This window comes from Arthrobacter sp. Y81 (genome assembly GCF_002929335.1).
Lineage (GTDB): Bacteria > Actinomycetota > Actinomycetes > Actinomycetales > Micrococcaceae > Arthrobacter.
The window spans coordinates 466,176-486,607 of record NZ_PJIL01000001.1 but is presented as its reverse complement, the minus strand read 5'-3'; the positions used below and the strand labels follow the sequence as shown (position 1 = coordinate 486,607).

Genomic DNA, 20,432 nt, shown 5'->3' with positions numbered 1-20,432 from the left:
CCACCGTCCGAAATGACAAAACCAATAGGTTTCTAATTTCGCGATGTGTGGGGATCTGCGCGTTGCCGGCCGGAGCAGAACATGAGTCTCAGCAAAGTCACAAGCGCACGTGCGGGCGCAGCAACTTCCTTGGGCGGACGGGTACTGGCCGCGGCCCTTCTGACCTCAGCCCTGGTGTGCAGTTCCTTTGTGCCGGCCTTGCCGGCATCTGCCGCCGAACAGGTTGCGCCGTCACCGTCGTCGACACCCGCACCGACGGACAGCGCCACACCGGCGCCCGGCTCCCCCGCGGCGCCGACTACGGCCACTGCAACAGAAAGCCCGACGGCGCCCGCTCCGGCCCCGTCGTCGGGCGACGGAACAGCGCCCAGCCCGGCGCCGACCGCCACCGAGTCCGTTCCGCCGGGATCAACGGTCGACGCAGAGACGCTGGCCAAGCTCAAGGCCGCCCAAGGGGCGGATGGCGCGCACATGGGCCAGGGGCTGCAGCAAAAGCTCGGGATCAGGGCAACCACCGAATCAACCGGGGCTTCTACACAGGCCACATACATGCCGCCCGGCATCCAGGGGCTCGATGTCAGTAGCCACCAGGGAGCGGTGAATTGGCAGGAACAGCGCAACATGGGCGGGCTGTTCGCCTATGTGAAGGCGACAGAAGCCCTCAGCTACCTCAACCCCTACTTTTCCAGTCAGTACAACGGTTCCCGCAGCGTCGGCATGATCCGGGGCGCTTACCACTTCGCAATCCCGAACGTTTCTTCCGGCGCCTCGCAGGCGAACTACTTCGCTGCCAACGGCGGTGCCTGGAGCGGCGACGGAACCACCCTGCCTCCCCTGCTGGACATCGAATACAACCCATACCCGGAGCTGGGCAACACCTGCTACAACATGTCCCAGACCCAGATGGTCCTCTGGATTGCGGACTTCTCCAACACGATGTACACCCGCACAGGCCGCTATCCCGCGATCTACACCACCACAGACTGGTGGACACAGTGCACGGGCAACAGCCCGGCGTTCAAAAACCAGCCGCTCCATATCGCGTCATACCGCACCGTCTCACCGGGCGTGTTGCCGGCCGGTTGGACCAAATACGACATCTGGCAGTACAGCAGCCAGGGCCCGTTCGCCGGCGATTCGAACGTCTTCAGCGGCAGCTATGCCGAACTCCAGGCATTGGCAACCGGCTTCGATCCTGTCCTTAACAAGTACAACTCGATGGGCGGCGCCTCCAGCCGGCTCGGCGCCCAGACACACCCGCTCTACTGCGGCCTGCCAGCCGGCGGATGCTACCGGCAGTACGCAGGCGGCCAGATCATCTGGCATGCCAACACCGGTGCCAAGGCCGTCTATTTCAGCTCCATCGGCGGTACCTGGCGCGGCTGGGGCGGCGTGGACGGCCGCCTCGGGTACCCGAAAACGGATGAAACCTGTTCTGCCACCGCCTGTTCCCAGACTTTCGTTGGCGGTGAGGTGTACTGGTCCACGTCAACGAACGCTGCAGCCGTCTTCAACGGCGGAATCGGCGCGCGCTGGCGGGCCATGGGTGGCACCTCCGGGACCCTTGGCTACCCCACGGCCTCCGAATCGTGTTCCGCCTCCGCCTGCGGCCAGACGTTCCAAGGCGGCAAGATCCTGTGGACAGCCGCCACCGGTTCCTGGGCCGTCACGTCCGGGGACATCGCAACGGCGTGGGAGGCGCTGGGCGGCGAAACCAGCCGGCTCGGCTATCCCACCAACAACAAATCGTGCACCGACACCTCGTGCGTCCAGAGCTTCCAGGGCGGAACCATGGTGTGGACCGGTGCCACGGGGGCGGTCCCGGTCTGGCGTACCTCCATTGGAAGCAAGTGGCAGGCCGACGGCGGACTCTCCGGCCAGCTCGGGGCACCCCGGTCAGCCGAAAGCTGTGAGGGATCAGTTTGCCGCCAGGTTTTCGTCAGCGGCCAAATATTCTGGACCCCGGCATCCGGGACACGGACCATCGTCAACGGCGAAATTTCCAAGAAGTGGACCGCGCTCCAGGCCGAGAAGGGCCGCTTCGGCAGTCCCATCAGCGATACCAACTTCTGTGACGGAAAAGAGTGCTTCCAGGACTTCGAGGGTGGCCGGATCCTCAAGGACCCCACCGCCGCGGCCCCTGCGTTTGGGGTGCTCCGCGGTACGGGCATCGGGTCATTGTGGGCGGCCATGGGAAGCGAGAACGCCCGCCTGAGTTACCCTGCGACCGATGAAACCTGCGCCGGCAGCACCTGCAAGCAGTCCTTCAGCGGCGGAACCATTTACTGGACCCCCGCCACCGGACAGTGGGCTGTATACAACGGCAGCATCGGCGGACTCTGGCGGACCCTCGGAGCAGAGAACGCGCGCCTGGGCTACCCCGTCAGCAACGAGACGTGCCTCGTCAGCTCCTGCCGCCAGAGTTTCGCCGGCGGCGACATCCTGTGGTCCTCCACAACCGGCACTGCTGCGGTGTACTCCGGTGGCATCGGATCCTTGTGGCGCTCACTCGGCTCCGAATCGGGCCGGCTCGGTTTCCCCACGACGACGGAAACCTGCGCAGCAACATCGTGCACCCAGTCGTTCGCCGGCGGCGAGATCCTGTGGGCATCCGGCGTGGGCATGGGCGCCGTCTACAACAGCGGCATTGGCGGCGTATGGCGGACCAACGGGGCCCAGGAGGGCTTCTTTGGATTCCCCACCAGCACCGAAACCTGCACCGCGGATGTTTGCGTGCAGTACTTCAAGGGCGGCTCGATCAAATGGAGTGCAACGGCGGGCTTCACCATTACCCGCTACTGAGTTAGCGGCCCCACTGCCGCCCCAAGCGTATGGCTCCGGAGAGTAAGGCCCCGCGGGGTCCTACGCCGACGGGACGGCAGTGCGGCGTGACAGTGCCACCGTGTGGATGGAGACGCCCAGCAGCGGACCCAGCAGCAGGGACACGACGGCCCTGAGGTCCGCGTCCAAGGGCAGCAGCAGGACCATCAGGGTGAGGACGCCTGCGCTCACCCAGCCGACAGAAGATACCCGGTGCCGGTTGAGGGCTACACACATACCGCCGGTGAGGGTGAGCAGCGCCAGCACTGCGGCGGCGGCGGTCAGCCCAGCGAGGATCCACGGCGCGACGTGGTAGTCCGGGCCGAACAGCAGGACCATGAGCCAGGGTCCCACGAAGTACGCCGCCAGGGCGCCCACTACCGCGACGCCGGTAATGGCGAGGGCGATCGGCCGCAGTGCCCCAAGGCCGCGGTCGCGGTGCCGGACGAAATGGGCGATGGCGACGCTCTGGAAGGTTCCCAGCGGAACCATCAGCGGTGCCCTGGTCAGGAGGATGGCAAGCAGCAGAGGAGCCGAAGCGAGGTACACATCGGCCGGTGTCGTGATCCGATACAGGATCGGGAATCCGACAACAAGTGACGCACTGGCGGCCGTCGAGATGCTTGCGTGGCCCACTTTTCGGGCAAAGTCCCTGACGGGAACGGCCAACGGCATACTGAACGCCGACCGTAGTTGAGGGCTGAAGACGGCTACCAGCACCCACGCGAGGGCCCCGGCAGCCGCCGCGGCCGCCAGCCCGGCAGTGGATCCCGCCAGCAACCCGACGATGAGAACAAGGACCAGCCGGAACGAGGACTCGGAAGCGACGAGGACCGAGAAATTGCCCCAGAGGTGCCGTCCGCTGAGGACGCCCGCCAACGCGGCGTGGACGGAAAAGGCCACGCAGGCACCGGCGAGGACGAGAACCAGCACCACCCAGTGGGGTCCCAGCACTGCGCGGCCCCACAGCAGTGACGTCATCACCAATACGAGTGCGACGCCGGCGGCGATGCCGAAGACCACTGCGAAGAGGGGAACCGTTCGGGGCTGCTCCGTGCCGCCGGGCGTGGCGGAAGGGGCCGTGCCCAAGGCGGTCACGTACCGGATGATCTCCGTTTGGAGGCCGCCGAGGATACCGAACAACAGGAAGAGCGCGGACCAGAACGCCAGGAACTCGGCGTTGTCTGCCTTGCTCAGTACCCGCGGCACAAACCAGATGACCAGGTACCCGGCGGCAGCAGAAGCAATCGACGCCAAACCGACCGAAGCGGCCTGGCGTGCAGCAATGGTCGACTTCTGCGGTGCCTTCCCTTCAGTGTGCGTCATCCGTTAAGGACCGGGGCAGCAGGGGTCAATGGCCGGATAACGTGGGAGGTCATGGCAACATATTAGTGTCGGACACGGACGGGCGCTCAATTGAAGCCGCCGTCCCGGCACCCGTGAACGAGCTCAGATGAGCTACGACAACCCGTGGAAGTTGGAAAATGCCGCTCGATATTTTTGTACCGTACTGGGGCGATCCTTCGCTGCTCAAGGAAACAGTCGCGAGCGTCTTTGCACAAACCAACGAGGACTGGTTGCTGACAGTCATCGACGATTGCTACCCCGATCCCTCCGTAAAGGAGTACTTCGCGACGATCGACGATGAACGGGTCTCCTACCAGCGGAACGAATCCAATAAGGGCATTACCGAGAATTACCGCACGTGTGTTTCCCAGGCCACCCAGGACCTCATGGTGATCCTTGGCTGCGATGATGTGCTGCTACCGAATTACGTGGACGTCGTCCTGCAGGCCCACCGCGATTTTCCCGACGCTTCCGTTATCCAGCCGGGAGTCCAAGTCATCGATGAAACCGGACAGGTTGTCCGGTCCCTCGGCGATTCGGTTAAGCGGAAGTTCGTTGGACCCAAAACCAACGCCACAACCGTCCTGGCCGGGGAATCCCTCGCAGTCAGTCTCCTGGGCGGCAACTGGCTGTACTGGCCTTCCCTCGCCTTCCGGACCGACGCGATCCGCAAGGTCAGCTTCCGCGACGGCCTCCCCATCGTCCAGGATCTGGCGCTGGTAATGGACATCGTTCTGCAGGGCGGATCGCTGGTTCACGTCCCGACCCTGGCGTTCTCCTACCGCCGCCACTCCGCAAGCGCCTCGGCGGCGACGCTGACCGACGGAACGCGTTTCGCCGGCGACCGGGAGTACGCCCGCATTGCCGAGGACCTTTGCCGGGCAAAGGGCTGGAAGAAGGCCGCGGTGGCAGCCCGTGTGCGCTGGACCTCGCGTCTGCACGCCGTCACCCTCATGCCCGGAGCCCTGCTCTCCCGCAATCCGAAAGCGGTCAAGGCCACATTCAGGCACGCTTTCGGTCACTGAGCCGCGCCAGTCCTATGAGAAACTGGACCTTGCAGATGTCCGCCCCAGAAAGGCCTCACTAGTGACCCCCTCAACGTCATCAACAACGTCCACTGCCAAACGGGGTACTGTCCTCGTGACGGGAGGCGCCGGGTTTATCGGATGCGCCATTTCCCCGGCCCTGGTTGCGGCGTTCGACCGAGTGGTAGCTGTGGACAGCCTGCACCCGCAGATCCACGCCAGCCAGTCGCGGCCGGAGGAACTCGATCCTGCCGTCGAGCTGATCGTTCGTGACATCACTGAGGCTCAGACCTGGGACGAGGTGCTCCCGGACGTCGCGCCCGACGTCGTGATTCACCTTGCCGCCGAGACTGGAACCGGACAGTCGCTGGAGGAATCCACGCGACACGCAATCGCCAACGTGGTGGGCACCACGCAGATGCTGGATGGCCTGAACCGCAGCGGTAAGCTGCCGCGCCGCATCGTCCTGACGAGCAGCCGCGCTGTATATGGAGAAGGCGCCTGGAAGTCAGACGCGGACGGGACCCTGTTCTATCCCGGCCAGCGATCGAACGAAATCCTGTCACGTTCGCAGTGGGATTTCCCCGCGGCCCAGCCCGTGGCCATGTCTGCTTCCGTCGTTGCCCCGGCTCCGGTCAGCGTGTACGGCTCCACGAAGCTCGCCCAGGAGAACATCCTGGAGTCGTGGGCCAAGTCCTACGGGGTCGAAGCCGCCGTGCTGCGCCTCCAGAACGTCTACGGCCCCGGCCAGTCCCTCATCAACCCGTACACGGGGATCATGTCCCTCTTCTGCCGGATGGCAAAAGCCGGGAAGTCCATCCCGCTTTACGAGGACGGCGAGGTGCGCCGCGACTTCGTGCTGATCGACGACGTCGCCGCAGCTGTGGTTGCAGCCGCTGTCGCTGACGAGGCACATGATGGTGCCCTCGACATCGGATCGGGTGAATTCCAGACCATCCGGACGGCCGCCGAGATCATCAGCCGCCACTACGGCGCACCGGAGCCGCACGTCACGGGCCAGTTCCGCCAGGGCGACGTCAGGCATGCATGGGCCGATGTGGAGCCGGCCAAGGCCGCGCTGCCGTGGGAACCCCGCTACGACCTGGAGGCCGGCATTGCACGCCTCGCTGAATGGATCGACGGGCGCTTGCCGGCAGAGGCAAAGCTCTAGGTTTACTGCCCGCTAACGTTTGCTTGGGCAAACAAAAACGAGGGCCTCCGGTATCGATTGGGTGATTGCACTCAATCGATTACCGGAGGCCCTCATTTTTTGCGTCGATTGCGCGGACCATACACACACCCGCGGTCACGATGCCGTCGTGCTAGCGTCTTCCTGCCGTGGTGACTCCGGCTTCCGCCGGGGAGTCGGCAGGCACAGATAGGCTTTCGTTCGCGGCTTCGGGAGGCGCCGCTGCCGGAACTGCAGCCGGCACCGATGCCTTGCGCCGCCGCCGGACCGCACGCATGACAGGCCGCTCCACCAGCAGCCAGCTGAGCGTGGCCAGGACCAGTGTGCCGGCAGCGGAGGAAAGGATGTAGATGGCCATGCCCCGGTTATGCACACCATAGAGCGCCAACAGCTGCTGAACTGGCCAGGCGTAGATGTAAAACCCGTAGGAGACATCGTGGATCCGGATCAGCTTCGGTGAGGGCAGCACTGACGAGACCCACAACAGGCCGTAGGCAATAAACGGGCCGGCCAGCTGGCCTCCCCATACAGGAAAAGCGAAAATGCAGAGCACGGCCGCCGCGATGGACCCGAGGCCGGTGGCCCAGTGAAGCCCAACCCATTTGGAGATCGACTGGACAAGGGCTCCGCCGAGGAAGAACGGCACCAATTTCGCCAGCAGGGAGAAGTCAGTGTCCTGCAGCAGGGGCATGATGGCCGGCAGGTTCGCGTAGACCGCGACGCTTGCGCCGAAAGCCAGCGCGAGCGGCACCGGTGAGCGCCGGACCCACGCCAGGCCTCCGATGGCCGCAATGATCAGATAGCAGAGGAACTCGTAGTAGAGGCTCCAGAGTGACCCGTTCCACGAGCCGGCAAACGGCACAGTCGCCGGAGTGAAGGCCACATCGTAGTTCTTCATCTCAAGGAACAGGTTGGAAAAGACGAACCGGAGCGGCGTCGTTTCCGTGGTCCAGTAGCCCGCCAAAGTGCCGTTCTGGCGGAGGAATCCGAGCGGGGCAAACACCAGGACCGTGACCGCGAGGCACGCCAGGAACGCGGGATAGATCCTGGCGACGCGGTGTACGAGGTACTCGCCGAGGCCGTTGGTGAAGCGGCTCCCGGTGATCAGGTATCCGCTGAGGGCGAAGAAGCCCGCAACAGCCCAGCCGCCAAGGTTCTCACCGCGAAGATGGGGCCCCTCCCCCGCACCAGCCAGATAAAAGCTGTGGGCAAAGAGCACCATGGCAGCCAGGCCCAGCCTGATCATGTTCATGCTGTTGTTGCGCGGATCCAGCGCCCTGCCCCAGCGCGCTCCGGAACCCCGCAGCTCAACCCGGCTCGAGGCAGCCGAAGCGGCCATCGGCTTTCGCGTGATTTGGGATGTGGCGGAGGTCTCCTCCACTAGCTCAGCTGCCCGGGTTTCTCGGCTTCATCGATCGCGATGCGGCGCGAGAGCTTAGTGAGGGCGTTTTCAGCGTGGCGGAAGCGCTGGTAGGTGGTAGCCATGAAAACGAAGAGGGAAACTACCGCGCCGTAGAGCACCAGGTCGGTTCCTCGTCCGATGCCAAGGAAGCCCGCAACCCGGGTGAGCGCCTCGGGAAAGAACACCGACAGCGCCGCGACGACTGCGAAGATCATCAGCAGGATGCGGCGTACGGCCAGGTGCCGGGCGTTGGAACCGCCGCGCATCAAGGCGAGCGAGACCACCATGACGGCAGCAACGAGGATAATTTGGACAATGATTAGCAATCCGACACCTTGGCTTGTTGAAGAACTGGGGGCTATTTGAAGAACAGTTCGGCCACGATGTTGACCGAGTTCAGCAGGGACTGTCCCTTGGACTTGGAATAGTCCGTGTAGATGATCTCCACGGGGTGCTCAGCGTATTTCGGCTTGAGCCTGGCCAGCTGGTTCACCAACTCGGAAGCATGGGCCATCCGGTTCTGGGTCAGGTGGATATTGGAGGCGACACGGGGGTTAAAGGCGCGCAGCCCGTTGTGTGCATCCGTCAGGTTCATACCTGTGGCAAGCCTGGACTGAATGGCTGCCGTCTTGAGCACGAGCCGTTTCGCGGCCGAGAGCTTTGTGCGGTCGTCCAGGAAGCGCGAGCCGAGGATGATTTCGGCCTCCCCCGATTTCACCCGCTCCGCCATGGCCATGGCGTCGTCAACCCGGTGCTGGCCGTCGGCGTCGAACGTTACGATGCACTCCAGTTCCGGATCCTGCAGGGCGAACTCGATGCCGGTCTGCAACGCGGCACCCTGGCCCAGGTTGATGGGGTGCTGAACAACGACGGCGCCAGCCGCCCGCGCCTTCTCCTGTGATCCATCCGTGCTGCCGTCATCAACGCAAACGACGTGGGGGAACTGCTTCCGCAGCCCCTCGATGACCGAACCTACGACAGTAGCCTCGTTGTACATGGGGATTACGATCCAGGTGCGACTCACAGATCAATTGTTGCATATGGCACGCCTCCGGCTTGGCAGCGGCACCGGAGCCCGATGCCGCTGCCAAGGCCGTGAATCCGGCAATTCATGCCCGGTTCAGGGCGCGCCGGCGCCCTTCGGCTAGCTCAAGTACTCTTTCAGCCTGCTGGCGACGCTGGCCGGATGAAAGCCTGTGGACTGGATTTTTGCCAGGTCCAGCACGCTGTTCAGCGGCCGGGGCGCTGCGTCCTTGCCTTTGAAGTATTCTTCGGTGCTGACGCCGGTAACGGCGGTCCGGGGCTGGCCTGACAGCTCGTACACGTCTGCGGCGATGTCCGCCCATGACTGCGGTTCGCCGTCGTTGCTCAGGTTGTAGGTGCCGTAGGCGGCGCCGGATGCCAGCAGGTGCTGGATGCCCGCCGCGATGTCTGCGGTGAAACTGAGCCGGCCGATCTGGTCGTTGACCACGGACGGTTCAATGCCGCGGCCGGCGAGGGACGCCATGGTGCGGACGAAGTTGTTGCCTTCACCGATGACCCAGCTGGTCCGGACGATGTAGTGGCGGGGAACAACGCTGACGACGGCGTCGCCGGCTGCTTTGGTCTGGCCGTACACCCCCAGCGGAGTGAAAGGTTCAGCCTCGTCGTGGTTCTCGCGGACGCCGTCGAAGACGTAGTCCGAGGAGACATGGACAAGGGTGAGGTCATGTTCGACGGCGGTCCGGGCCAGGCGTGACACGGCGGCAACGTTGACGGCCCAGGCCGCGGCGCGGCCCTCCGCGGTTTCCGCCGTGTCGACGGCGGTGTAGGCGGCGGCGTTGATGACTGTCGAATAGTTCTTCCAGTTCCGCTCCGCGAAGGCTGCTTCACTGCCGAGGTCGAAGCCGGCGCGGCCGGCGAATTCAACGGTCGCGTCGCCGTCGTACAGTTCCCGCAGCGCTTTGCCCAGCTGTCCGTCGGCACCGACAACGAGGATCTTTTTGGCCGGCATCGGTACGACGTCCGCGAGGCGGGGGTGCGCCTTGTCCTTGTCCGAAAGCTCGGCCTCTTCCAGCGGAACCGGCCATGAGATGCCGGCCGTCTCGTCCGCGAGGTTCAGGAACGTGTACTGCCCCTGGGCGTCTGCGGACCAGTGGTCGTTGACGAGATAGGTGTAAGCGGTGTTGTCTTCCAGGGTCTGGAAGGCGTTGCCCACGCCGCGGGGAATGAAAATGGCCTGGCTCGGGTCCAGTTCGGCGGTGAAGACGGCGCCGAAGGACGGGCCCTCGCGCAGGTCCACCCAGGCGCCGAAGATTCTGCCCGTGGCGACCGAGATGAACTTGTCCCACGGCTCGGCGTGGATGCCGCGGGTGGTGCCGGCCTTTTCGTTGAACGAGATGTTGTTCTGCACGGGGCGGAAGTCCGGCAGCCCCAGGGCCACCATTTTCTCCCGCTGCCAGTTTTCCTTGAACCAGCCACGGTTGTCACCGTGGACGGGCAGGTCGTAGAGGACGACGCCGGGGATCGGCGTTTTGTGCGCGGTCAGCTTTTTGGAGAACTCGATCGGCATCGTCTACTGGCCCTGTTCCTTGTACTTGGCTTCGGTCTGGGCTTTTTGCGGCCGCCACCAGTTTTCGTTCTCGCGGTACCAGGCGATGGTGTCTTCGATGCCGGCGTCGAAGTTGGAGAACTTCGGTGCCCAACCGAGCTCGTCGCGGAGTTTGGCGGAGTCGATCGCGTAGCGCAGGTCGTGGCCGGGCCGGTCCACGACGTGGTCGTACGCGTCGCGGGGCTGGCCCATGTGCTCAAGGATCAGCTCCACGACGTCCTTGTTGTTCTTCTCACCGTCCGCGCCGATGAGGTAGGTCTCCCCGATGATGCCTTTGTCGATGATCGCGAGCACGGCCGAGGAGTGGTCGTTGGCGTGGATCCAGTCGCGGACGTTCTCGCCCTTGCCGTAGAGCTTGGGGCGGATCCCGTCGATCACGTTGGTGATCTGGCGCGGGATGAACTTCTCCACGTGCTGGTACGGGCCGTAGTTGTTCGAGCAGTTGCTGATGGTCGCCTGCAGCCCGAAGGACCGCACCCAGGCGCGGACCAGCAGGTCCGAGCCGGCCTTCGTGGAGGAGTACGGGCTGGAGGGGTTATACGGGGTGGACTCGCTGAACCGTTCCGGGTCATCGAGTTCCAGGTCCCCGTAGACCTCGTCGGTGGAGATGTGGTGGAAGCGCCTGTTGTGCTTCCGTGCGGCTTCGATCAGCGTGTAGGTGCCGATGATGTTCGTGTCCAGGAACGGGCGGGGGTCATGCAGGGAGTTGTCGTTGTGCGACTCGGCCGCGTAGTGGACCACCACGTCGGCGCCGGCCACGAGCCCGTCGACCAGGGCGGCGTCGCAGATGTCGCCCTGCACGAAGCGGAAGCGCTCCTCCGGAAGGCCCCTCAGGGATTCCAGGTTGCCTGCGTACGTCAGCTTGTCCAGGACCGTGACGTGATCCTCGGTGTTCTCGAGAACGTAGTGGACAAAATTGGAACCGATGAAGCCGGCACCGCCGGTGACAAGGAGTTTCTGCATTCAGCCAGCTTAGCGCGCGCCTGCAGCCGGGACTTTCAGCGACGGGCCCTCCACAACAGGTCTTACTGGTTTGCTGGCCGTGACAATGCACGCAATGATAGAGCGCATGCGTGGAATCATCTTGGCTGGCGGCACAGGCTCGCGGCTGCACCCGATCACTCTTGGCTCAAGCAAGCAACTGGTGCCTGTCTACGACAAGCCCATGATCTACTACCCGCTCTCCACCCTCATCCTGGCCGGCATTCGGGACATCCTGATTATCACTACGCCCCACGACGCCGAACAATTCCAGCGCCTGCTCGGCGATGGTTGGCAATTTGGCGTCAATATTACGTACAAGCAGCAGCCGAGTCCTGACGGACTCGCGCAGGCATTCGTTCTCGGCGAAGAGCACATCGGCAATGAGCCGGTGGCCCTGGTACTGGGCGACAACATCTTCTATGGCCAGGGCATGGGCACCCAGCTTCGCCGCTTCAAGGACATCGAGGGCGGTGCTGTATTCGGGTACTGGGTCTCGGACCCGACAGCCTACGGTGTGGTGGAGTTCGACGGCAGCGGACAAGCGATCTCCCTGGAAGAGAAGCCGGAGAAGCCGCGCAGCCACTACGCCGTTCCCGGACTGTATTTCTATGACAACGAAGTCATTGCCATCGCCAAGGACCTCAAGCCTTCCCCCCGCGGCGAACTCGAGATCACGGACGTCAACCGCACTTATCTGGAACGCGGCCAGCTGAAGGTTGAAATCCTTCCCCGCGGCACGGCGTGGCTGGACACCGGCACGTTCGACTCGCTCAACGATGCGTCCAACTTCATTCGCACCGTAGAGCACCGCCAGGGCCTGAAAATCGGCGCACCCGAAGAAATCGCGTGGCGGCTCGGCTTCCTGAGCGACGAGGAACTCCGCGTACGCGCCGAACCCCTGGTGAAGAGCGGCTACGGAGCTTACCTGCTGGAACTTCTCCGCAGCGCAAACAACTAAGAACAGGTATAGCCCTACATGTCCTGGTGGAACGCCCTGCCCGCATTTGCCGTCGCTCTTCTCATCACTTTCGGCCCCGGCGGAGTGCTCGCCTACTTCATGGGGGCCCGGCGGCTGCCGCTCCTGTGCCTTGCGCCCCTGCTCACTGTCGGCATCATCGGCGTGGCCGGAATCGCTGCCGGCGCTGTGGGCCTGCGATGGAACGTCCTGCCGCTGCTGTTGACCACGGCGGGTGCCTCCGCCGCCGCATGGGCCCTGCGACGCTTTGTGCTTAAGGCCAAGGTTGCAGTTCAGGAGCCGACACCTTTCCGTGCCTGGGCGGGTGCCGCCACCGGCATGGCCGTTGGTGCATTCCTGACCGCACGGCGACTCGCGGAAGTCATTGGCAGCCCGGAGAACTTCGCGCAGCGCTTTGACAATGTGTTCCACCTCAACGCCATCCGCTACATTCTCGAGACCGGCAGCGCATCCTCACTGACCCTCGGAGGCATGGCGGGCGGCGAAGGCGGCGGCGCCATCTATCCCTCCGCGTGGCACTCCACAGCGGCCCTGATCGCTCAGCTTTCCGCCTCGGACGTGGTTGTGGCGGAGAATGTATTCAACATCATCATTGGTGCGGTGTTCTGGCCGGCGGCGCTGATCTTCCTGGTGCACCAGATCGTCGGGCCACGGCCCGTGGCCCTGGCCCTCACGGGCGTCTTCGCCGCAGGGTTCACGGCATTCCCGATCTCGATCATGGACTTCGGACCGCTGTACCCCAACATCCTGTCCTACGCCCTGCTGCCGGCGGCCGTGGCACTCGTCATTGGACTGTGCAGGCTTGGTTTCGACAAGCGTGAAGACCGGACAATGTTGTGGATGGCGCTTGCAGTGGCTGTCCCCGCGCTGGCCCTGTCACAGACGAACGGGCTCCTGTCCCTGGTCGCGTTCTCACTCCCCCTCGGCCTGTGGGTCGCAGGCCGCGAGCTGTTGGGCCTCCGTGACCGCACGTTCCGTCCGCTGCAGCCACTGATCATCATCGGGGCAGCCTTTGCGGGGCTGCTGGTGTTTGCCCTGGTTTGGCGGGTTTTGCGTCCGCTCGTCGAATACGACGGGTGGGCACCGTTCACGAGCCTGACCGGCGCGGTGGGCGAGGTCATTTTGAATGCACCCATCGGGCGTCCCGTCGCATGGGCCGTCTCCATCCTGGCCCTCATTGGCCTTCAGCGGGTGCTACGGCACTCCCGGGACCTCTGGATCGTCCTGTGCTGGCTCGTGCCGGTATTCCTTTACATCACCACCGCGTCCGCGCCCAAGGGCTTTTGGCGGATGTTGCTGACGGGCGGCTGGTATCAGGACAGCTACCGGCTTGCGGCCCTCCTGCCAATCTTCACCGTGGTCCTCGCCGCGATCGGCAGCTTGTTCCTGTGGGATGCCCTCAAGGCTCCGATGGCGAAGGCCGCCACCAGGGTGAACGGGGCGCTGAGCCGCAAGTACCCCGCTGGGGCCCCTGTGGCGCTGGCGGCAATCTTCATTTTGGCCGCCACGGTTACTACGCAGACGGGAACCATGCGGGGAATTACCGAGGAGGCGTCACGGGCGTATGTTATGGACGCCGCGTCGCCGATCGTCGACTCAGACGAGCTGGCGGTGATCAACCGCCTGCCGGAGACAGTTCCCGAAAACGCGACCATCGCGGTGAACCCTTGGAACGGAGGCTCGTTGGCGTACGCCCTTACGGGCCGCAAAGTCAGTACGTACCACATGTTCTCCACTGACGACCCCGCGCTCACGGCCATCAACCAGGACATCGGCGAGGCACTGCCCGGCTCCGACGTGTGCTCGATCGCCAAGGCGCGGAACGTCGACTACATCCTGGACTTCGGTTCCAAGTACCTGGCCAACGCAGCGGCCGCCAAGGGCTTTGGAGGTGTTGTGGATGTCAAGGATTCACCGTCAGTGAAGGTTGTGGACAGCCAAGGCCACGCCAGGCTGCTGAAAGTTGTCTCCTGCGGCTAAGGGCCTGCGGTTGATGTCTCCTGGGGCCGAAGTCACCTGCGGCCTGAGTCACCTGGAGCTTGAAGCGTTGCCGCTCCCCTAGAGCCGGGCTTCGATCATCGGGCCCAGGAGCCTGCTGAACTCCACGTTCAGGTGGTTGACGTCGAAATAGACCACCACGCCCCCCACAACGCTGTAACACCGGCCGCTGTCGCAAAAGTAGTCGGTGAGGTCAACGAGCTTCAGTCGCGGGTCCTTATTGGCGTGCGCCGCGTAGACCATGGGATCCAGGGGAGCTGCCGCGGCCCTGTCCACAGCGCAACGCGCGGGATCCTCTACGTTGAGCAGAGGACAGTCTGCAGGCCGGACATCGACGTTGTAGGGCGGATCTGCCAGGACTACCACTGTGCTGCCGGCGGACGTCCACGCCTTCCAGTATTTGCCGAAGCCTTCTGCGTACTGTTCGTTCTGGGACCGTCCTGAACCGTCGTCGACACGTTCCCTGCGGGCAAAGGCGGACGTGAAGACGTAGGCGGGCTTGTCAGCGGCCACGGCCTCGGAGACGGCCCGCCCCCACGACCTGCAGTTGTTGACGCTGCCCTGGTCGGCCACCGACGCATAGAAGCCTGCATACGTCACCGCTGCCGGTGGGCAGCCGCCCAGGAAACTGATCTTAAGCAACCATTTGTTCTTTTTGGCCATGTCGAACAAAGGGGCCTGCCATTGCTGGGCGTGGGAGTCCCCGACCAGCCAGACGGTCGGGGCGTCCGGGGCACCGCCGCTGAAGTCGCAAAACCTTGTGGTCCTCTTGTCACCTGCCATGAGGATGTCCAGGTTGTCCGTGCATTCGGAGGCCGTCTTGTGGTAAGCGTTTGCTTCGCTCATCGTCGACACGAAGGCGGGCCCGAACCGGTCCCCGCATTTGGCAGGGTGGTCCATTGCCCGGGGGCCGTAGCAGATGGACGTCTTTTGGTTGAGCATGATCTGTTCTGCTTCTGCCACCCGGGATTGCTGTCCCAGGGACACACCGGCGCAGCCGGCTGCTATCACAGCCATTCCCAGCACCATGGCCACCACGGTCTTCACGGCGGGCCTGGACTTCGGCCGGAACTGCAGTCCCTTGTCCTCAACCCAGACTTTGGTGGCCCACGCCAGGGGAATCGCTATCGCCAACAGAATGAGCTTCTCTGGTGTGTGGAGTTCCGCGTCAATGAGGAACGGGCCCACAACGATCAGGGGCCAGTGCCAGAGGTAGAGCGAGTAGGAGATGTTCCCCAGGAACTGCACTGGCGGCAGGGAGGTCACCCGGCTGTGCCACATGAAATGGCCCGGGGTTCCGCCCGCAATGACCATTGCGGTGGCTACGACCGGCAGGAGCGCGGCCGTGCCCGGAAAGGGCGTACCCGCGTTATACAGGACAGCACCGGCGATCAGACCGCCAAATCCCAGGAGCGCGAGAACATTTGCGGCGACGGGCGGGAATTTGAGCCTGTTGACCATCAGGGCCAGCCCGGCACCCACACCGAATTCCCACAGCCGCACCTGGGTGTAGAAATAGGCCTCATGGCGGCCCGCGTCGGCAAGGTAGGCGGACAAGGCGAATGAGCCGGCGGCAGCCACGGCGATTCCCGCCGCGACGATGACCCGGGGCCGGGCCCTCAAACGGACCGCCGCCGTCGCCAGACCCACCATCAGCAGGGGCCAGAGCAGGTAGAACTGTTCTTCCACGGACAGTGACCAGTAGTGCTGTGCAACTGTGGCGGATTCGGTGGATGCCGAATAGTCAACGGCGTTGGCCGCCAAAACCCAGTTCTCGGCATAGAGTGCGCTTGCCAAAACCTGCTGGGCGGTGTCGGTCCATCTGGAAAACGGAAGGATCATCACTGCCGCGATGAGGGATACAACGAGTACCACGAAGGCCGCCGGCAACAGCCGGCGGATACGCCTGGAATAGAAGGCGGCCAAGCGTAGTTTTCCCGTCGCGAAAATCTCTTTCGACAGGTGGGACGTGATGAGGAAGCCTGAAATGACGAAGAACACGTCAACGCCCACGTAGCCGCCGGTTAGCTTGTTGGGCCACACATGGCCCAGAACAACCATCCCAACGGCAATCGCACGCAAAGCCTGAATGTCCGCACGGAAGCCGCTTTTCGGTCGGGACGCGGGTCGCGGGCGGCGTTCTCGCTGGTGGAACTCCGCCCCTTGCCCCAATGGCACAGTTCGACTTGTCGACAAACCCACCCAACTCCTCAGACTTCACAGTAGTGGGTCGCGTATAGCCGGGCCCAAGGTAGCTTATGCCATGGTCCGCTACGCGCCCAAGTTGGAGGCTGGCGGGTCGCCGGTTTTCGCGCTGCCCTAATTGGGTTGACGCCAAAGGAAAGTGTTAACCTTGGCCGATGACTGAGAACATCTATCTCGTTGCCTCCGGTGGGAACCCGAACTATGGCGATGAGCTGATCGTAGCTGCGTGGCTGCGGTTCCTGGCCCGCGTCCGGCCCGACGCATCCGTATGGCTTGACTGCCCCCAGCCCGGTACCGCAAGTGCACTCTTTGCCGGAATCCACCCTGGTTTCCATGCCACGAATACGCTGTGGCGTTCCTGCGCCGAGGCTCCGGATCAGTCTGCCCAGGCCGTGTGGGATCACGTGGTCAACGTCGTCACCCGCGGCGGTACGCCCATGTACGACATCGGGCTCATGACGTTGGGCCAGGCGGACTCGATCCACCTCCTGGGCGGCGGCTATGTCAATGGTGTCTGGCCGGACCATGTAGGGCTGGTAGCGGGAATGGCCGCAGCACGAAACCTGAACGGCTGCAGGCTGGTGGGTTCCGGGCTCGGCCTGATGCCCCCGCCTGAAAACGCGGAACTGCTGGCGAAGACGTTCGCGGACTTCTCGGCGGTCAGCGTTCGCGACGACGCCAGCGCGGCCTTCCTCGGCCTCGAAACGGGACTGGACGATGTCTTCCTGGGCCTTCTCCATGAGCTGCGCCGGAGTACTGAATCGCCACGCGTCCAGTCCCGCGCGAAGGATGTCATGTTGTGCATCCAAAGCGACATGACCGATGAACCCACGTTCTCGCGGCTCAGGGACAAACTGCGGGTTGTTGTCGAAAACGCCCTCGCAAACGGCCTCTCGGTCGGCTACGTGGAGGCGATCCCGGGGTCGGACCGTCGAATGTTCGACGCCCTTGAAGGCCTCATCCCGGAAGAGAACTTCGTCCCGTTCACACAGGTCTGGAGTGACGGATTGCCAGTCCGCCGGGGCCAGCAGTGGTACACGTCCAGGTTCCATCCGCACATGGTTGCGGCGGCCGCGGGCGCTCAGGGCGTGGCCATCGGCATTCTTGACGACTACTACGACATCAAGCATCGCTCGCTGCTGGATCTAGGTTCCGGCTGGACGTACGCCGCCGCAAGCAGCGACGCCGAACTTCCGGAACCGACCGGTTCGCCCGAGTTTGAAGCAACTGCCACCCGGTTGGCGGGCAGCAAGAGAACCGAAGCGCTGGCTTTGTATCCGGTCCGCTAAGGCCTGGACATAACAAAAGGGGGCCCTGCAGGGCCCCCTTTTGTTATGCGGTTATGCGGTCAATGGTTCAGCGGACGCTGCGGGCCATTTTCGGCTTCGGATCGAACTTGATGCCGGCCAGGATCTTTTTTGCAACTCGAAGCTGGAGTCGACGCCCGACGCCGCCCTTGACCATCCAGGCGTACGTTGTGACCACAAACTGCAGCCAGGCGAGCTTGTCATCGTGGTGCCAGCGGTACGACGACTCGTTGCGCGCTCCGTAGAGGAACTTCCAGGCATTCCCGGGGTTCAGGTCGCCGAAGTTCACGCCGCGGTTTTCGGGCATGTCGTGGGTTACCACGCTGTCGATAATCTGTACACCGGGTCCTTCTGCGCTGATCCGGAGAGTGTATTCCATGTCGTCAAACCAGATGAAGTACTCTACCAAGGGCAGTCCGTACTTGGCGATGGACCGGCGGGGAATCAGGACTGAGACGAAGGAACAGTTGGTGATGAGGACCGCCCGTTGGCCCTGTGCGATCAGACGACCCCAGTCCCAGGTGGGGCCTGCGTTGTTCATTTCGCAGATGGAACCGTCGGTGTAGCGGACCAGCGAGCAGCTGTACGGTACGTTCCTTCCGAGCCCCTTCTCAGCTTCCGCGTGCCCGGCCAGAAGCTTCTCCAGGGCGCTTTCCTCGGTGTAGCAGTCATCGTCCATGATCCATACCCAGTCGGCGCCGCGCTCGTAGGCACGCTCCATACCGGCAGCAAAACCGCCGGCACCGCCCGTGTTGGAATCCAGGCGGACGATCTCGACCCGCGGATCGTCATCGTAGACAGCGAGCAGCTGTGGTGTGGAGTCCGTACTGGCGTTGTCGATGACAATCAGCCGGTCAACGGGCCGGCTCTGGGCGAGGATCGAGTCGAGAACCCTTCCGAGCTTGTCAACACGGTTGTAGGTGACGACTACGGCTGCGACCTGGTCGGTCATGCTTTCCATCCTTCGTAAAGTCCTGTGGTCCATTCCCGTGCTTCCGGGAGTTCCTTGAGCGCGGCGATTTTCTGCCGTTGTTCTTCCACGATCTGTTCACGCAACTCCTCCGAGGCCATGATCGCCTTGGTGCGCTGGACAGCTTCCCTGATGAACGCGAGGGGCTGCCTCGGTACCAGGACTTTGTCGGACACAAGGGAAGCCTGTGAGCCGACGTCGGTCGACAGTACCGCCACGTCCTGGGCTGTCGCTTCAAAGGTCGTGAGTGTCAGCCCCTCATTGTCCGAGGAAATCACCAGCAGGTCCGAGTCGGCCAGGGTGTCGTCCACGGAACGCGGCGGCTGACGCAGCTCAAGACAGTCTGAAAGACCGTACTTCGCGACAAGCCGCGAGGTCTCTTCAGCCAGGGCCCCTGATCCGTGCAGGATGAAGCGCACGTCCTGATCGGTGGAGCGCCGGAGCTGCGCGGCATAACGGAGGAAGAGATAAGGGCGTTTCTGCTGGCTGAGCCGGCCCACGAAGGACACCGTAAAGGGCCGCTCCGGGTCCTTTACCGCCTTCGGGGCAGCCGACACCTCGCTGAGTCCGTACAGCGGCGCGAGGGAAACCCGTTCCTTCGGGACGTCCCGCTGCAGGACCATGTAGTCCCTCAGCTGCGGCGAAATGACGTGGTGCATGTCAATGGCATTGGACAGCTTGACGGCCAATTCGACGAAGCCGCCGGTCCGCCACTCGATGACATGCAGCGAGTCGACCGTCCGGATCCCGGGATCCATGGCCTTGAACCATGGGAGACGATGGTACAGCCACCCGTTGTGGTGGACGTGGATACCGCGAACCGAGAACTTCGTCAGCAGTGCCAACAGCAGTTCGGATTCTTCCTCGTCTGAAATGGGAAGGTTCACCGGCAGGACCAGCGCGCCGTCCAGTTCGGGGCGCACAATCCAGGGGTGGGCCGACTCACGGTCAGTCAACACGATGGGCAGGAAGCCGGCCTCGCGGGCCAGCGCGATGGTTTCAATGGCCCATCGTTCCGCCCCTCCCATTTCCAGCCAGTGCAGCCCGAAGATGATTGCCGGCTCGCCGTCTTCGGACGGGCTGCGCAGCGGCGCGGTGGATTCGATCGGAGCCATCCGATGCGGCCGGCGGTTCGGTGTGAGGCGTTTTTCGTGGTAGTCGGTCAGTCCCTGGCGCAGGGCGTCGAAGGCGATCGGCGCTCCAAACCGGGCAAGACGAAGCACTTTGGCTTTTCGGCCCGGGCGGTCGTAGAAGGTTGCTCCCCCTTCGGCGCGTTCCCCGCCCAAATCGATGACGAGGGGAACGACCGGCGAATCGGCAGACGCCGTCGTCGGAACCGTGCTTTTTACGCCAACCGTGCAAACGACGGTACGGTTCGGTTCCCACTCGTGCCGGTGGCAGGCGTAGCCGGTCAGCTGGGGAAACTCGCCGTCCGGTGCTCGGAGGACTATGACCTTGAATTCCCGGCCGGGCTGGATCAGTGAGTGATAGTTCAACCCGCCAACAAGCAGGCCAATTTCCCGATCGGAGAGCCGGGCCTCTCCGCCGGCCAGGCCTGAACCGCCGTCGTCCAAAACTTCGAAGAGCTTACGGGCCCTACTCATCTGCACTCCCTACTG

At 63.7% G+C, this 20,432-nt stretch carries 15 protein-coding genes; 6 read left to right on the top strand and 9 right to left on the bottom strand.

The window, feature by feature from the left end; translation table 11 throughout:
- Positions 1–81 precede the first annotated feature (81 nt).
- Positions 82–2,802 carry a GH25 family lysozyme gene (locus CXQ91_RS02245; protein ID WP_104172281.1) on the top strand — a complete coding sequence of 907 codons (2,721 nt, stop codon included), beginning with the start codon at positions 82–84 and terminating at the stop codon, positions 2,800–2,802.
- 60 nt (positions 2,803–2,862) lie between these two features.
- Here the strand turns inward: CXQ91_RS02245 and CXQ91_RS02240 are convergent, their stop codons facing one another.
- Entirely contained in the window at positions 2,863–4,146 is a 1,284-nt protein-coding gene (locus CXQ91_RS02240) for a hypothetical protein (protein WP_104172280.1), read from the bottom strand.
- A 158-nt stretch (positions 4,147–4,304) separates the two neighbouring features.
- Here CXQ91_RS02240 and CXQ91_RS02235 point away from each other — a divergent pair, with 158 nt between their 5' ends.
- Entirely contained in the window at positions 4,305–5,192 is an 888-nt protein-coding gene (locus CXQ91_RS02235) for a glycosyltransferase (RefSeq protein WP_104172279.1), read from the top strand.
- 61 nt (positions 5,193–5,253) lie between these two features.
- The gene (locus tag CXQ91_RS02230; RefSeq protein ID WP_104172278.1) at positions 5,254–6,363 is read left to right on the top strand and encodes an NAD(P)-dependent oxidoreductase; all 1,110 of its coding nucleotides are present in this window, start codon (positions 5,254–5,256) and stop codon (positions 6,361–6,363) included.
- A gap of 151 nt (positions 6,364–6,514) precedes the next feature.
- Here CXQ91_RS02230 and CXQ91_RS02225 read toward each other — a convergent pair whose 3' ends face one another.
- From CXQ91_RS02225 to rfbB, 5 genes are all read right to left on the bottom strand, one after another.
- Positions 6,515–7,720 carry an acyltransferase gene (locus tag CXQ91_RS02225; RefSeq protein ID WP_104172277.1) on the bottom strand — a complete coding sequence of 402 codons (1,206 nt, stop codon included), beginning with the start codon at positions 7,718–7,720 and terminating at the stop codon, positions 6,515–6,517.
- 41 nt (positions 7,721–7,761) lie between these two features.
- Positions 7,762–8,109, bottom strand: coding sequence for a DUF2304 domain-containing protein (locus tag CXQ91_RS02220; RefSeq protein WP_104172276.1), 348 nt, complete (start codon positions 8,107–8,109; stop codon positions 7,762–7,764).
- A gap of 32 nt (positions 8,110–8,141) precedes the next feature.
- Positions 8,142–8,807, bottom strand: a complete 666-nt coding sequence (locus CXQ91_RS02215) for a glycosyltransferase family 2 protein (RefSeq protein WP_258073793.1) — start codon at positions 8,805–8,807, stop codon at positions 8,142–8,144.
- Between the two features lie 120 nt (positions 8,808–8,927).
- On the bottom strand, positions 8,928–10,334 hold the full coding sequence (locus tag CXQ91_RS02210) for a bifunctional dTDP-4-dehydrorhamnose 3,5-epimerase family protein/NAD(P)-dependent oxidoreductase (protein WP_104172274.1): 1,407 nt from the start codon (positions 10,332–10,334) through the stop codon (positions 8,928–8,930).
- Between the two features lie 3 nt (positions 10,335–10,337).
- The gene (rfbB, locus tag CXQ91_RS02205) at positions 10,338–11,336 is read right to left on the bottom strand and encodes a dTDP-glucose 4,6-dehydratase (RefSeq protein ID WP_104172273.1); all 999 of its coding nucleotides are present in this window, start codon (positions 11,334–11,336) and stop codon (positions 10,338–10,340) included.
- Between the two features lie 106 nt (positions 11,337–11,442).
- Between rfbB and rfbA the strand changes: the two genes are divergently transcribed.
- Both rfbA and CXQ91_RS02195 read left to right on the top strand, forming a co-directional pair.
- On the top strand, positions 11,443–12,315 hold the full coding sequence (rfbA, locus tag CXQ91_RS02200; RefSeq protein WP_104172272.1) for a glucose-1-phosphate thymidylyltransferase RfbA: 873 nt from the start codon (positions 11,443–11,445) through the stop codon (positions 12,313–12,315).
- A gap of 18 nt (positions 12,316–12,333) precedes the next feature.
- The gene (locus CXQ91_RS02195) at positions 12,334–14,313 is read left to right on the top strand and encodes a DUF6541 family protein (protein WP_104172271.1); all 1,980 of its coding nucleotides are present in this window, start codon (positions 12,334–12,336) and stop codon (positions 14,311–14,313) included.
- A gap of 78 nt (positions 14,314–14,391) precedes the next feature.
- Here the strand turns inward: CXQ91_RS02195 and CXQ91_RS02190 are convergent, their stop codons facing one another.
- Complete coding sequence (locus tag CXQ91_RS02190; RefSeq protein ID WP_258073792.1) at positions 14,392–16,509, bottom strand: acyltransferase family protein; 2,118 nt, start codon at positions 16,507–16,509, stop codon at positions 14,392–14,394.
- 182 nt (positions 16,510–16,691) lie between these two features.
- Here CXQ91_RS02190 and CXQ91_RS02185 point away from each other — a divergent pair, with 182 nt between their 5' ends.
- Positions 16,692–17,825, top strand: a complete 1,134-nt coding sequence (locus tag CXQ91_RS02185; RefSeq protein ID WP_104172269.1) for a polysaccharide pyruvyl transferase family protein — start codon at positions 16,692–16,694, stop codon at positions 17,823–17,825.
- Positions 17,826–17,892: 67 nt separating this feature from the next.
- On the opposite strand, the gene CXQ91_RS02180 is transcribed toward CXQ91_RS02185, so the two are convergent.
- Positions 17,893–18,795, bottom strand: a complete 903-nt coding sequence (locus CXQ91_RS02180) for a glycosyltransferase family 2 protein (RefSeq protein ID WP_219816486.1) — start codon at positions 18,793–18,795, stop codon at positions 17,893–17,895.
- Positions 18,792–20,417, bottom strand: coding sequence for a glycosyltransferase (locus tag CXQ91_RS02175; protein ID WP_104172267.1), 1,626 nt, complete (start codon positions 20,415–20,417; stop codon positions 18,792–18,794). Before CXQ91_RS02175 ends, CXQ91_RS02180 begins: the two co-directional genes overlap by 4 nt.
- Positions 20,418–20,432 lie beyond the last annotated feature (15 nt).